Annotated in this window: 13 protein-coding genes and 1 pseudogene; 6 read left to right on the top strand and 8 right to left on the bottom strand. The window is 54.7% G+C overall.

Annotated elements, in window-relative coordinates; all coding sequences use genetic code 11:
• The 4 genes and pseudogenes from E1297_RS14535 to E1297_RS14520 form a co-directional block, all read right to left on the bottom strand.
• Positions 1-396, bottom strand: a pseudogene (locus tag E1297_RS14535) (electron transfer flavoprotein subunit alpha/FixB family protein); the annotation flags it as partial.
• Positions 396-1,154 carry an electron transfer flavoprotein subunit beta/FixA family protein gene (locus E1297_RS14530; protein ID WP_155139352.1) on the bottom strand — a complete coding sequence of 253 codons (759 nt, stop codon included), beginning with the start codon at positions 1,152-1,154 and terminating at the stop codon, positions 396-398. The pseudogene E1297_RS14535 and the gene E1297_RS14530, both read right to left, overlap by 1 nt.
• A 20-nt stretch (positions 1,155-1,174) precedes the next feature.
• Positions 1,175-1,786, bottom strand: coding sequence for a glutathione S-transferase family protein (locus tag E1297_RS14525; protein WP_155139350.1), 612 nt, complete (start codon positions 1,784-1,786; stop codon positions 1,175-1,177).
• Positions 1,783-3,186 carry an aspartate ammonia-lyase gene (locus tag E1297_RS14520; RefSeq protein WP_155139348.1) on the bottom strand — a complete coding sequence of 468 codons (1,404 nt, stop codon included), beginning with the start codon at positions 3,184-3,186 and terminating at the stop codon, positions 1,783-1,785. Before E1297_RS14520 ends, E1297_RS14525 begins: the two co-directional genes overlap by 4 nt.
• A gap of 311 nt (positions 3,187-3,497) precedes the next feature.
• On the opposite strand from E1297_RS14520, the gene E1297_RS14515 reads away from it, so the two are divergent.
• The 4 genes from E1297_RS14515 to E1297_RS14500 are packed head-to-tail and all read left to right on the top strand — an operon-like array spanning position 3,498 to position 7,390.
• Entirely contained in the window at positions 3,498-4,589 is a 1,092-nt protein-coding gene (locus tag E1297_RS14515) for an ABC transporter ATP-binding protein (protein ID WP_244327770.1), read from the top strand.
• Positions 4,589-5,518 (top strand): ABC transporter permease, encoded by a 930-nt coding sequence (locus E1297_RS14510; protein WP_155139344.1) that lies wholly within the window; start codon positions 4,589-4,591, stop codon positions 5,516-5,518. The genes E1297_RS14515 and E1297_RS14510 overlap by 1 nt, the downstream gene beginning before the upstream one ends.
• A 3-nt stretch (positions 5,519-5,521) precedes the next feature.
• Entirely contained in the window at positions 5,522-6,331 is an 810-nt protein-coding gene (locus E1297_RS14505; protein ID WP_155139342.1) for an ABC transporter permease, read from the top strand.
• Between the two features lie 21 nt (positions 6,332-6,352).
• The gene (locus E1297_RS14500; RefSeq protein ID WP_155139340.1) at positions 6,353-7,390 is read left to right on the top strand and encodes an extracellular solute-binding protein; all 1,038 of its coding nucleotides are present in this window, start codon (positions 6,353-6,355) and stop codon (positions 7,388-7,390) included.
• Between the two features lie 54 nt (positions 7,391-7,444).
• On the opposite strand, the gene E1297_RS50300 is transcribed toward E1297_RS14500, so the two are convergent.
• Positions 7,445-8,506 (bottom strand): helix-turn-helix transcriptional regulator, encoded by a 1,062-nt coding sequence (locus E1297_RS50300; protein WP_244327769.1) that lies wholly within the window; start codon positions 8,504-8,506, stop codon positions 7,445-7,447.
• Between the two features lie 139 nt (positions 8,507-8,645).
• Here E1297_RS50300 and E1297_RS14490 point away from each other — a divergent pair, with 139 nt between their 5' ends.
• Together E1297_RS14490 and E1297_RS14485 are read left to right on the top strand one after the other, a co-directional pair.
• Positions 8,646-10,691, top strand: coding sequence for an FAD-dependent oxidoreductase (locus E1297_RS14490; protein ID WP_155139338.1), 2,046 nt, complete (start codon positions 8,646-8,648; stop codon positions 10,689-10,691).
• A 14-nt stretch (positions 10,692-10,705) separates the two neighbouring features.
• Positions 10,706-11,068: a cupin domain-containing protein gene (locus tag E1297_RS14485; RefSeq protein ID WP_155139336.1), complete on the top strand. Its 363-nt coding sequence runs from the start codon at positions 10,706-10,708 to the stop codon at positions 11,066-11,068.
• A 17-nt stretch (positions 11,069-11,085) separates the two neighbouring features.
• Here E1297_RS14485 and E1297_RS14480 read toward each other — a convergent pair whose 3' ends face one another.
• From E1297_RS14480 to E1297_RS14470, 3 genes are all read right to left on the bottom strand, one after another.
• The gene (locus E1297_RS14480; protein WP_155139334.1) at positions 11,086-11,352 is read right to left on the bottom strand and encodes a hypothetical protein; all 267 of its coding nucleotides are present in this window, start codon (positions 11,350-11,352) and stop codon (positions 11,086-11,088) included.
• Entirely contained in the window at positions 11,353-12,501 is a 1,149-nt protein-coding gene (gene argE / locus E1297_RS14475; protein WP_155139331.1) for an acetylornithine deacetylase, read from the bottom strand.
• 183 nt (positions 12,502-12,684) lie between these two features.
• A complete protein-coding gene (locus E1297_RS14470) occupies positions 12,685-13,623 on the bottom strand; it encodes a LysR family transcriptional regulator (RefSeq protein ID WP_155139329.1) in 939 nt (312 codons plus the stop codon).
• Between the last annotated feature and the right edge of the window lie 12 nt (positions 13,624-13,635).

Genomic DNA, 13,635 nt, shown 5'->3' with positions numbered 1-13,635 from the left:
CGCGTTGCCTGCGTAGATCGGACGCTCGAAGGTCGAACCGTCAACCACGCCGGAGGCATCCGAGATCACCATTGCGTCCAGCAGGGCTGCAACGCGGGGCATCACGTTCTTGGCATCGGTGGTCGCCGGTGCCACGATGTGCTCGTAGCCGTCGGCCAGACCCACGATCAGGGCTGCGGTCGATTCCGCCAGGCGGTGACCCAGCGATGCGTCTTCGGCAACCAGAACCTTGGAGACACCGTCGATCTTGGCGGCGGCCTCACCGGCAGCAGCGGCAGAACCGCCCGCGGCCAGAACGGTCACGTCACCCAGCGCCTTTGCGGCGGTGACAGCCTTGGCGGTGGCGTCCAGCGCCAGTTCGCCGTTGTTAACCTCTGCGAGAAGAAGAACAGCCATTACACAGCCCCCGCTTCTTTGAGTTTCTCGACCAGCTCATCAACCGAGCCCACGACGATACCAGCGGCACGTGCCGGCGGCTCTTCGGTCTTGACGATTTCCAGACGCGGCGTGACGTCGACGCCGTAATCGGCGGCGGTTTTCTCGTCCAGCGGCTTTTTCTTCGCCTTCATGATGTTGGGCAGCGACGCATAGCGCGGTTCGTTCAGGCGCAGGTCAACGGTCACGATGGTCGGCATCTTGACGCTGATGGTCTGCAGACCGCCATCCACCTCGCGAGTGATCTTGGCGCTGTCGCCTTCGATGTCCAGTTCCGAGGCAAAGGTGCCCTGGCTCCAGCCCAGCAGGGCCGACAGCATCTGGCCGGTGGCGTTCATGTCGTTGTCGATCGCCTGCTTGCCCGCCAGAACGATGCCCGGCTGCTCTTCCTCGACCACTTTGGCCAGGATCTTGGCAACGGCCAGCGGCTCGATGTCCTGGTGGACGTCATCAGCGGCCACAACCAGAATGGCGCGGTCGGCGCCCATGGCCAGCGCGGTGCGCAGGGTTTCCTGCGCCTGCTTTACGCCGATCGAAACTGCAACAACCTCATCAGCCTTGCCAGCTTCTTTCAGGCGGATCGCTTCTTCCACCGCAATCTCGTCGAACGGGTTCATCGACATTTTGACATTGGCGAGATCAACACCGCTACCGTCCGCTTTCACGCGAACCTTCACATTATAGTCAATCACGCGTTTGACAGGCACGAGTACCTTCATTTCTGCGCTTGCTCCTTTGGTTAACTTGGCACTGTCTGTGCCAGAGAGGGTCGCTTGGATACCTTTTCATACCAAGCTGTTAGCTGCGGGCGTTCGGGGCGCCAGTCCCCGATAGGCTTGCGAAAATCGAGATAGCCCAACGCGCAAGCCAGACCGATACATGCTGCATCAAACTGTGGCTCCAGTGCGTCTAGTACATGTGTCTCAAACCAGTCGAGAGAACGGTTGATCTTATCCGCCTGCCCATCGATCCAGGCTTTTGATACCTGATCCTCTGGGCGGATACGCCGCTCGTAGACGCAAAGCAGTGCCGCTTCTATGACGCCTTCGGCAAGGCTTTCGATGGTCAGCCGGTCAAATTCGGTATCATCCTTGGCGTAAAGCGAAGTGTTCGCTTTCAGGCTGTCGACAAAGCGCAGAATTGCGCGGCTGTCATAGACCACACGGCCATCGGGGCGTTGCAAGCATGGCAACTTACCCAGCGGGTTATGCGCGGCAAGCTCGGCGTTGGTGTCGATCGGAGAGGTTGTAACTTCGACCTCTGCAACAAGGTCTTCGACACCTTTTTCAAGTATCGCCACCCTGACTTTGCGCGCAAAGGGAGAGGCTGGGGAAAAGTACAATCGGTTCATGAAAAGGCTTCCTGATTGACCATGGTTGATGCTGACAGGATGCTATCCAGTTTTTCCGCAGGTACCAGCCCGCTTTCCACAGTTACGTCACGGATTGATTTGCCGGTCTCCAAAGCTTGTTTGGCAAGGCGCGCGGCAGCGTCATATCCGAGATATGGTGCCAGAGCAGTCGCCAGGATCAGACTGTTGTCGAGCAGTGCCGCACAGCGATCTGCATCCGCCTTGATCCCCAGTACGCATTTTTCCGTTAGGACATTTATGCTGTTGGTTAGAATCATAAGCGAATTTAGCAGGTTGTAGGTCACCACCGGCTCCATCGCGTTCAGTTGCAACTGCCCTGCCTCGGCTGCCATTGTGACGGTCAGATCATTGCCAATCACCTGATAACAGACCTGATTGACCACCTCCGGTATTACCGGGTTCACCTTTCCCGGCATAATCGAAGATCCTGCCTGTACTGCAGGGAGAATAATCTCGCCCAGGCCTGCGCGCGGACCAGAAGACAGTAGGCGCAAGTCGTTGCAGATTTTGGACAGTTTTACGGCCACCCGCTTCAGGATTCCCGAAAACGTGACGAAACCGCCCAGATCCGATGAGGCTTCGATAAGATCGCGGGCCTGCCTGAGATCGAAACCCGAAATCCTTGCCAGATGAGAGATTGCGCGTGCGTCATAACCCGCTTCGGAATTGACCTTGGTACCAATGGCCGTGCCACCCAGATTCACTTCTTCCAAAAGGCGCCCGATTTCGTTGATGCGATCTAAGTCTTCTCCGACAGTGACAGCAAAAGCTCTGAACTCGGCACCCAGCGTCATCGGCACGGCATCCTGCAATTGCGTGCGACCAACTTTAGCGATGTTCGCGAATGCCTGAGCGCGTTCTTCAAAGGCGGCCTGAAGACCCGACAGTGCCGAACAGAGCGGTCCCACCTGAAAGAGAACGGCCAATCGGACAGCGGTCGGATAGACATCGTTTGTCGACTGGCCGTGATTCACGTCGTCATTGGGATGTAGCTGAAAATAGGTTCCGGGCGGGTGGCCCAGTTTCTTGAGAGCAAGATTCGCAATAACCTCATTCGCGTTCATGTTGGTCGAGGTTCCGGCACCGCCCTGAATCATGTCCACGACAAAATGCTCGTGATGTTGTCCCTCGATGATTTCATCGCAAACATTGACGATGGCGCGGGCTTTGGCACTGGTTATCCCGCCCAGTTCCCCATTTGCTTGTGCCGCAGCGCTTTTGACCATCGCTAGCGAGATGACAAGATTTGGAAATTGCGACAGCGGGACGCCCGTTATTGGAAAATTTCGGCGGGCCCGCTCGGTCTGAATACCGAACAGGCAATTGAAGGGTAGGTCTATGTCGCCAATTGAGTCCGTTTCGGTTCGGTACTGGGGCATTGGTCCTGCCTCTGGTCAAAGATGACTTTCGGATGAGGCTTACTAGAGGGGCAGGGCGATCTAAAGTCGGTCTTTCCTTTGTACTGATTAGGACAGAACGAACCCAAACAGAGACCAGGAGCTATGGTTCACAAATAAATCATTGAATCGTGTTGGCTCGATGGCGCGATATTCTGAAAAACCGTGTGACAACAATTTGTTAGCTAAATGATTAGGCTAAACCTAATGTTTAGTGAGGAACTCAATAATTCAGAGGGCCTCTCCAGCGCGATATAACCGGTTGAAACTTCGCGATGCTGAGGGAGGCGCACTTGTCTAGCAAGGAACAAATCGCGATTGACGTGCGGGATGCGGTAAAACGCTATGGCGACTTCACAGCGCTCAAGACAATCTCTCTGTCAATCATGGACAACGAGTTTTTCACCCTTTTGGGGCCATCGGGCTGTGGCAAGACCACGTTGCTTAGGATGATCGCCGGGTTTGAGGATGTGACCGAAGGGGCGATCTTTCTGTTTGGTGACGAAATCGAAAACCTTCCACCGAACAAGCGCCCGGTGAATACAGTTTTCCAGAACTACGCCTTGTTCCCGCATATGACGATTCTGGACAACGTGGCCTTTGGTCTTGAGATGCGTGGAAGTTCGAAATCCGTTGCCAGGACACGTGCAGGGGAAATGCTGGAACTGGTTCAGCTAAGCCAGTTTTCAGCTCGTAAACCTAGCCAGTTGTCGGGTGGTCAGCAGCAACGTGTCGCATTGGCCCGCGCACTAGCGCCGAAACCCAAGGTTCTGTTGCTGGATGAGCCGTTGTCGGCGCTCGATCTCAAGTTGCGTAAGGCGATGCAGCTGGAACTCAAGCACTTGCAGCGCGAAACCGGGATCACCTTTATTTTTGTTACCCATGATCAGGAAGAAGCCCTGACCATGTCCGACCGTATCGCGGTCATGTCCGCTGGTGAGTTGCAGCAGTTGGGCGCGCCGACAGATATCTATGAACGTCCACGCAATATGTTCGTGGCCGATTTCATCGGTGAAACAAACCTTCTGGAGGTATCGGTTGACGGTATCGAGAATGGCCGCGCAACCTGCCATCTGGGTGGTGGGCACGAGTTGACTTGCGATCAGGTAGACGGTGTCGGTGTCGGCTCGAAGGTACACATGTCGATCCGACCCGAGCGTCTGTACATGTCTGATCAGCCGGTCGAAAGCGAAAGCCTGAAGGGGCGCGTCAAGGACAACATCTTTGTTGGCACGGACATCACCACGATCGTGGATTTGCAGGACGGCCCCGATTTCGTGGTCCGTACCTCGAACTCTGACCGTGGCAACAAACGCATCTTTGAACCGGGCACCGAAATGTTCGTCAACATGGAGCTGGGGGCTGCGCGCCTCTTGTTGGACTGATGGCAGCAGGTGCAGCAAGCGGTGGCAGCGCCACCACCGACACTTACAAAGAGGCCCGGACCTGGCTGTTGTTACCCGCCTGGGTCACTCTGAGCATTCTGGTTCTGGCTCCGGTCGTGATGATGCTGATCTATTCGTTCCTGACCAAAGAATTCAGGGGCGGTGTGATCTGGGAATTCAGCCTTGCGGCCTATGACCAGTTCTTCTTCGATCGTGGTCTGTTCGGAGACGAACCTCCCAAGATCGAATGGACCTATATCACCATCTTCTGGCGGTCTATCTGGCAGGCGGGTGCGGCAACGCTTCTGAGTCTTGTGATCGGATTTCCAACTGCGTATTTCATCGCCACACGATCGGAAAACATGCGCCCGATCTGGGTGTTCCTGATCACCATTCCCTACTGGGTGAACCTGCTGATCCGAACTGTTTCGATGAAGTTCCTGTTGCGGGATCAGGGGCCACTTAATGACTTCCTGATCAGTATTGGTTTGATCGATAGCCCGCTGCACATCGTCAACACGAATTTCGCCGTACAGCTTGGTCTGTTCTATTCCTATCTGCCCTTCATGGTTCTGCCTATCTATGCAGCGGTCGAGCGCTACAACTTTGCCTTGTCCGAAGCGGCTGCAGATCTTTATGCGTCGAAATGGACCACCCTGCGGCGTATCCTGCTGCCTGCCGTCAAACCGGGCGTCATCGCGGGCTGTATTCTGGTGTTCGTTCCTTCAATGGGCTCGTTCCTGGCACCTGACCTGTTGGGTGGCGCCAAGAACTTCATGATCGGATCGCTGATCGAAGAGCAGTTCAAAGGCAACGCGGGCAACTGGCCGTTCGGAGCCGCCGCTTCAATGATCCTGCTGACGATGGTTCTGATCCTGCTGATGCTATTCGCCCGGCAACAGGCCAAAGCTGAAAAGGCGGAGGGTTAAGCCATGACGAATTCAACTTTCGACATCAAATCCTATCGCGGTTTCAAAGCCATCACGCTGCTTTGCCTGATCGTTCTCTATGCGCCACTGGTCGTTGTAACGATCTACAGTTTCAACTCATCACAGTCTCTGACGAACTGGGAAGGGCTGTCTCTGCGCTGGTATGCGGATGTCTTCACCGGTCCTGAAAGCGACAAGTTCAAACAGGCTGCCAAAAATAGCTTCATCATCGCAATCGTGGCGGCCACGGTATCCACCACGATCGCAACATTGGCAGCGACCGGTATGGTCCGTGGTGGTAAGTTCAAGCTGCGCACTGTGTCATTTGGCCTGATCAGCCTGCCACTGATGGTTCCGGAAATCGTAACCGCCGTCGCTACGCTGATCTTCTTTAACTCGATCGGGTTTGATCGTGGGATCATGACGATCTTGTTGGCCCACATCGCCTTTTGCATCCCGTTTGCCTATCTGCCGATTTCGGCCCGGATGCAGGGGATCGAAGACAGTTACGAACAGGCGGCACAGGATTTGTACGCCACCAAACGGCAGGCGTTCACCAAGATCCTGCTGCCGCTGATGATGCCCGGCATCATATCGGGGTTCCTGCTCGCTTTCATTGTGAGTCTGGATGATTTCATCATCACCAACTTCGTGAAAGGTGCCGGTGTCGAAACCCTGCCCACGGCGATCTTTGGCTCGGTCAAACAGGGGATCAAACCCAATATCATGGCGATTTCGACCATGTTGCTGGGCGTGTCCATCATCATGGTCACGATCAGCTACTTCGTCAGCAAAACTGACAACACCAAATAAAACCAACAGATGGAGAGAACAATGAAATCCTTCATGAAAACCAGCGTCGCGGCATTTGCTCTGACAGTTGGTGCTAATGCCGCCGCAGCCGAAGGCGAACTGGTTCTGTATCACTGGTTCGAATACATGCCGCAGGAGGTGCTGGACAAGTTTACCGAGGAAACCGGTATCGAAGTGACAATGGACACGTTCGACTCGAACGAGTCGATGCTGGCGTCACTCAAGGCGGGTGGCATCGGAACCTATGACCTTTCGGTACCCGGAGACTACATGGTGTCGATCATGGCCAACGAAGGCATGCTGGACACGATCGAAGACGGTGAGTTGAAGAACAAAGGCAATATCGAGCCTGAATGGGCTGATCCCAGCTTTGATCCGGGCCGCAAACACTCGATCCCGTACCAGTGGGGCTCTACCAGCTTTGCCGTAAACCGTGACGTCTATTCCGGTGATATTCAGACCACCGATATCCTGTTCAATCCGCCCAAAGAGTTGCAGGGCCGTATCAACATGCTGGATGCACAGGGCGAGATTATGGTGATGGCTTCGCTGCACTTGGGCATTCCGCAATGCTCCAGTGATCGCGAACAACTCAAGGCGCTGAACGCGTTGTTGCAAGATGCCAAACAGCATTGGACCTCGTTCAACTCAGACACCGCAAAAGAAGTTCTGGTGTCGGGTGACGCGGCCGTAGGCCAGATCTATGATGGTTTCTCGGCCAAGGCCCGCGAAGAAGGCGCCAATGTCGAATATGCCTTCCCGACCCAGGGTTATGTTGCCTGGATGGACAACGTTGTTCTGCTGAAAGATGCCCCGAACCGCGAAAATGCCCTGAAATTCATGGACTTCCTGCTGGAGCCGGAAAACATCGCCGCCGTGACCAACTTTGCCCAGTACAATGCAGGTGTGAAGGGCGTGTCCGATTTTCTTGATCCAAATCTGGCGTCGCAACCCGAAAAGAACCCGCATGACAATGTCGGTCCGGGCGTGTTCATCGAGGTCTGTTCAGAAGAAGTTCAGGCGGTTTATGACCAGATATGGACCAACCTGAAAAAGTAATTACTCCCCGTGCGTTCAGCACTCCTGATCCGGGCAGTCTAGCTGCCCGGTTTTTCATTCCGACCGCGCTCCGACGTGGTTCAGAAGCAGCAAAAAAAGCTCACGCTCGGTGGTGATGTCGAGCTTGCGGTAAATGCTCTTTCGATGATTTTTCACTGTACCAACCGCTATGCCCAGCTGTTCGGCAATTGAGGTAGAGGGAAATCCTCGGAGAGCCAGATAACAGATCGAAATCTCCCTTTGCGTCAATTGGTCGGCAAACAGATTATCGACAACTTCGGACAACACCAGAGAAGACGATGCCAGAGGGCGCTCTATAATAAACGTGATGCGCCCGTTGGGTGCAGGCGGGAATTCAGCTCCGAGTTTTTCCGAGATGACATGGGCGTTCCCAACGATCAGCGGTTGCCCCGGTCTCGCTTCACGCGCTTGAGCAACGGCGTCTGACAAGGCAACCGTTTTTCCGACCAGCTTGCGCCAGCTGGCGCTGGCAAAACACTGTCTGCCATGGCTGTCATCAATTGCAAAAGCATCTGCTTCGGGAAAACCGGTATAGTGTGAGTTTCCTTCTGCCAGCGCGCCCAGGATCAGCCGTTGGTTCAGACCATGCAGTGCCAGGATGGTCGGGTGCAGGGCGCGTAACGTGCGCAACTCGTCCTCAGTGAATGGAGATCCTCTGAGAAAGAAATAGTTGTCTACTGCACCGCCAATCTTGGGGCAGAGCACAGCGATTTCATCAGCCATGCCGGTCTTGGGTTGAAAGCGCAGAACATAGTCTCGCGCGCTCTCACCGAACTGACCCTCAGACGTATTCAACTCGGCAAGGCTCAGAACACCGTTTACATCGAGTTCGCGCCAATGATGAAAGAACGGATCAAAGCGATAGGCTCCAGCCAGATAAAAGTCGATCTCTTCCTCGGGCACATGATCTCGAACAAGATAGTGCGGCAACGCGTGGCGAGAATATTGCAGCACACCGCGTTTCTCGGCCCCAAGGAGCTTTGCAATCGCCTCACATAATGCTGCCTGAAATGGTTCTGCACCGCAGCTTTCTATGGCTCGAGAAAGCTCGGGTAGGGGTGTTGTTGCAGGTAGATCCGATATTGTTCGTGCCATCTTCAACTTTGGATATATCCCTTTAGGGACACTAGGCTCCCTGCAGGTTTTCTTTAGATTTCAGGCAATCATATTGCCAGCCCGACAAATGGCCAAGCAGGGTCCAGGGCTGTGCTGCTGCAAGCCAGGGAGGCCAGCCATGTCCAGAGATCCGCGCTACGACATATTGTTTGAACCGGTCAAAATAGGCCCGGTCACGACAAAGAACCGGTTCTATCAGGTCCCGCATTGCTCCGGCACATCAGACAACGCACCGGATGCCAATACGCGCATGCGTGAGATGAAGGCTGAAGGTGGTTGGGGTGTCGTGTGTACTGAGATTGCCGAGATCGGGAACACTACTGAGTTCTGGCCCTTTCCTTCACTGCACCTTTGGAACGACGCTGACATCAAGCGCATTTCACGCATGCCCGAAGCGGTGCACCGCCATGGTGCATTGGCAGGGGTCGAACTGGGCCATGTCGGTTTGGCGGCGGGCAATCGGGCCTCGCGCACGCCGCCGCTGGGGCCTACATCACGCCTGACCCTGGAATCGGTCGAGCCATTTCAATCAAAGATGATGGATAAGCAGGACATCAGAACCGTACGCGAACAGCATATTGCCGCTGCCGTTCGGGCGCAGAAGGCTGGTTTCGATATCGTCTACGCCTATGCCGGCCATGGTTTGTCGATCTTCAGTCAGTTCCTACAGCCCAGCTACAATACCCGCACCGATGAATATGGGGGTAGTTTGGAAAATCGGGCGCGACTGCTGCGTGAAGTACTTGAGGGTATGAAGGACGCCATTGGCGATACCTGTGCGGTTGCCTTCAGGTTCGGAGTAAACGAAATCGATGGTGATCTGACGCAGGGCCAGGAATTGGTCGAGATGCTGAAGGATATCCCCGATCTCTGGGATGTGAACATTTCCGACTGGCCTGAAGACAGTCAGACTTCACGGTTCTCGAAGGAAGGGTTTCAGGAACAGCAGATTGCCTTTGTCAAAGGTGTGGTCGACAAGCCGGTTGTCAGCGTGGGTCGCTTTACCTCGCCCGACACGATGCTCAGCCAGGTGCGGCGCGGGGTACTGGATCTGGTTGGCGCGGCGCGCCCGTCGATCGCCGATCCGTTTATCCCAACCAAGATTGATCAGGGCCGGGTTGACGATATCCGCGAGTGTATCGGCTGTAATATCTGCGCGTCGGGCGAGATGTCTTATGCGCCAATGCGCTGCACCCAGAACCCGACCATAATGGACGAATATCGGCGTGGTTGGCATCCCGAGAAGGTACCGGCGAAAAGTTCGGACGATACGATCCTAATTGTGGGCGGCGGTCCGGCAGGCTTGGAATGCGCCAATATCCTATCCAAGCGTGGATACGAAGTGACCGTAGCCGATGCGCGCGAGGAATTGGGTGGCCGTGTCAAACGCGAGGCAGGTCTGCCGGGCCTGTCAGAGTGGATCAGGGTTGCGGATTACCGTCTTTATGCGCTGCAGCAACTTGGCAACGTAAACCTCTACACGGATTCACCGCTTGCAGCTGGTGACATCATGGAGTTTGGGCTGGAGCATGTCGTGATCGCCACCGGCGCCACATGGCGCAGGGATGGTATAGGCCGGTTCAACGTGACCCCAGTGTTGAGGGGCGACGAGGTGAACGTGCTGACCCCGGACGACATTCTGGACGGGGCCGAAGTCAAAGGTCCGGTGGTCATCTATGACGAGGATGGCGCCTATCTGGGCAATGTGCTCGCCGAAAAGCTGGTCAAGGATGGGCACGAGGTCAGCTATGTAATCCCGGCTGCTGAGGTGGCTCCCTATCTGGCACTGACGATGGAACAACACAAAGTCATCGCCCGCCTGATGGAACTGGACGTACGTATCGAACGTCTGAAAACACTTAAGAATGTGCACGAAGACCGCATCGAATTCGCTTGTATCCATGGCGGTCAGGGGTTGGAACTGCCACTGGGAACAGCGGTTGTACTGACGTCAAAAACGCCCAATGATGAACTGTATCAGGATTTGTTGGAGCGTGAGGCGGACTGGGCCGAAGCGGGCATCAAATCGGTCAGTCGGATCGGTGATTGCGAAGCCCCTTCGATTATCGCCGCCGCCGTTCACGCAGGTCACCGTTGGGCCCGGGAACTGGATAATTCGGACAGTTTGAAGGCCTCAGCCTATCTGCCGATGCCTTTGGCATAAGAAAGGAAGACATCATGACTACCCCAATTCGACTGCTGGCAGAAGGCCACCCTGAAACCGGCTTTGGCCCATCTTCACTTGTGGCTGAAGGCGATTTTACCACAGCGGACAAGTCCGAAACCATCAGCAGCTTTTTCGAGAGTAAGGATGAGAAGATTTCAGTCGGTGTTTGGGAATGCGCACCCTGCCGGGAGGAAATCGAGGCCTATCCGGTAGATGAAATGATGACTGTGATATCAGGTTCGGTCACATTGACCAGTTCTGACGGGGCAGAGCAGACCTTTACCTCCGGAGATACTTTTTTCATTCCCAAAGGCACGCCCTGCACCTGGGAAATCACGCAGACTTTGCGCAAGTTTTACATGATTGCGGCTTGAAGGGGTCGCGGCGCGGATCAGTTCGCGCTGCGCACATTCCGCCAGATTGCTAAAACGGCGATTAATAGAAACATCACTTCGATCACGATCGCACCCAGGTTCGGGCGATAGATCAAGGACACCATCACCAAAGCGCCACCCACGATGTTGCAGGCGTTAAACAGCACCTTGTCGGCGGGCAGTATGCCGCGAGTTGCCAGATAATAGGCGCATACGATGATGATTGAACCTATCAAGCCAATCCCATCGGCCAGTACGAAATCCTGCAACATTTCCAAAGTCATCTACAGGCTCAGGTCTTCGAGAATACGATCCATCATCGCGTCACAGGCGGTCAATTGTGCAAGCTCGAGATACTCGTCCGGTTTGTGCCCCTGACCCTCCATCGAGCCCGGGCCGCAAACAATGGTTGGAATACCCAGTTCGCTGAAGAACCCGGCCTCGGTTCCGAAGGCGACCTTGGTCGTTGCGTTGCTTTGCGCGAGCTTTTGGGCATAGGCAATAACAGCCTCGGTTTCCGCAACATCCAGCCCTGGATATGCATTGTACTGCTCGACCTCAACACGTGCCTCGGCAAAGCGGGGACGGTAGGATGCACTTACCCGCTCGGCCGCTGCCTGGATCTGGTCGAGTATGTCTTTTCCGCGATCAGAAGCCAGATGCCGGTACTCAAAGGTCAACTCGGCTCTGTCCGGAACGATATTAAGCGCTTTGCCGCCTGACAGCATTCCAACATGTAATGTGGTGTAGGGCACTGAGTAGGCCGGATCGGTGTTGCCGTTTGACTCAAACGCCTTTTGCAAGCTGCGCAGTTCGGACACAAAATCGGTCGCCAAATGCAGTGCGTTTACAAAGTTGGGGGCCAGTGCGGAATGGCCGTTCTGGCCATGACATATTGCCCGCAACGCAGCCTTGCCTTTGTGACCTATCGCGACCTGCATCTCGGTCGGTTCACCCACGAAACAGGCGCGCGGTTGTCCAAGCATCGGAGCCAGGCGTTCCAGCATTTGCTGAATACCGACGCAGCCAACCTCCTCGTCATAAGAGAGAACGATCTTGAGCGGTTCTCGCAGCTTTGACGCCTCTGCACGATCAGCCAGAGACAAGACTGAAGCGACGTAGCCCTTCATGTCCGTAGTCCCACGCCCGTAGACACGACTACCTTCTCGCGTCAGGCGGAAGGGATCTTTGGTCCAGCTTTGCCCTTCGACCGGCACAACGTCTGTATGGGCTGAAAGCAGAACCCCATCGCCATCGGGCCCTTTTTCTGCATAGAGACCTGTCTTGTCGCCGGATGGATCGGTTATACGATGCACGGTAAAACTACGTTGCTCGAGATAGTCCTCGACAAAAGCGGCCAACTCGAGGTTCGAGTTTTTACTGACGGTGTCAAACGCTATTAGCTTGTCGAGCAGATCTAAAGTTGTCGTCATGTGATTGAGGCCAGTTTGAACCTAATTGTTGCTATTCTCCATCCGCTTTGGGGCGAACAGAGTAATTTAATACAGAGTGCTTTGGCACAATTCTGGGTTACCAGTCTAAAGCCTCTGGTAGATTCATAAAACTGGATTACCCAAACTACTGATTAGGAAAAATCGAACTGCAATGCGTGCTGATCAACTGGTAGAAGTGGTTTGCAGAAAGGGTAAATTTCCCGCTTCGACCGTGGTTTTACAATGGTCTATGAATGCCGCCATGGTGTTGGTTTCATTTTCGATCCGTGCCTTGAGCAATCCGAATTTCATTGGCCTCAGATCGCCGGTCAATGGTACGAAAATCAACTTTTTTCCATCCGGGGACAGGTTATTCAGCGGTCTGACGTTGGCAATTGAGAACCCATATCCGTTTGCGACCAGACTGCGCATGACCGACATATCGCTGGTGCGTTCGGCCACATTGGGTTTGATATCCGCCTGACGGAAGAAAGACAGGAAATAGTCGCTGCTATAGGGCAGATCCAAGAGCACCATTGGCGAGTCTTTCAGATCACTTATGGAAAGCGTTTCGCGTTGCGCGAACGGGTGCCCTTCGTACAAGACGACGTAAGGTGGCAGATCAAGCAATGGCAGAAATTTGAGATCTGCGGGAATATCGAGATCGTAAGTCAGTGCGATATCAAGCTCTGCGCGGCGTAGTTGACTGAAGATATCCGCCTGATTGAGCTCGCGCTGTTCGATACGAACATCGGGATAAAGTTCTTCAAAACCGCGACGAAGCCCAGGCAGGACGATCTGTGCAAAGGTAACCAGACAGCCGACCGACAGGATGCCCTGAACTTTGCCGGTAATATCGCCGGCGAGTGTCGACAGAAGCTCCACTTCTCGCAGCACAAACTCGGTTCGTTCCAGGAATTTGTGACCGGCTTTGGTCAGCGACAGGCCCCGGGCGTGTTCGCGTACAAACAGATCCAGACCAAATTCGGCCTCCAATTGGTTTATCGCCGCCGAAATCGACGGCGACGAAACATTAAGGACCTCGCTTGCGGCCGAGATGCTGCCAGCCTTTCCCACAGCCACGAAATATTCAAGTTGGCGCAGAGTGTATCTGAAAGGCAAGGCCGTATCCCT

The sequence above is a fragment of the Roseibium sp. RKSG952 genome (assembly GCF_009711355.1).
This window is presented reverse-complemented; position numbering and strand designations above follow the sequence as displayed.

Coding starts and splice junctions, on each gene's coding strand:
- E1297_RS14510 (WP_155139344.1), top strand. CDS start 4,589: ATGGCAGCAGGTGCAGCAAGCGGTGGCAGCGCCACCACCGACACTTAC.
- E1297_RS14490 (WP_155139338.1), top strand. CDS start 8,646: ATGTCCAGAGATCCGCGCTACGACATATTGTTTGAACCGGTCAAAATA.
- E1297_RS14485 (WP_155139336.1), top strand. CDS start 10,706: ATGACTACCCCAATTCGACTGCTGGCAGAAGGCCACCCTGAAACCGGC.
- E1297_RS14500 (WP_155139340.1), top strand. CDS start 6,353: ATGAAATCCTTCATGAAAACCAGCGTCGCGGCATTTGCTCTGACAGTT.
- E1297_RS14520 (WP_155139348.1), bottom strand. CDS start 3,186: ATGCCCCAGTACCGAACCGAAACGGACTCAATTGGCGACATAGACCTA.
- E1297_RS14525 (WP_155139350.1), bottom strand. CDS start 1,786: ATGAACCGATTGTACTTTTCCCCAGCCTCTCCCTTTGCGCGCAAAGTC.
- argE (WP_155139331.1), bottom strand. CDS start 12,501: ATGACGACAACTTTAGATCTGCTCGACAAGCTAATAGCGTTTGACACC.
- E1297_RS14480 (WP_155139334.1), bottom strand. CDS start 11,352: ATGACTTTGGAAATGTTGCAGGATTTCGTACTGGCCGATGGGATTGGC.
- E1297_RS14530 (WP_155139352.1), bottom strand. CDS start 1,154: ATGAAGGTACTCGTGCCTGTCAAACGCGTGATTGACTATAATGTGAAG.
- E1297_RS14505 (WP_155139342.1), top strand. CDS start 5,522: ATGACGAATTCAACTTTCGACATCAAATCCTATCGCGGTTTCAAAGCC.
- E1297_RS50300 (WP_244327769.1), bottom strand. CDS start 8,506: ATGGCACGAACAATATCGGATCTACCTGCAACAACACCCCTACCCGAG.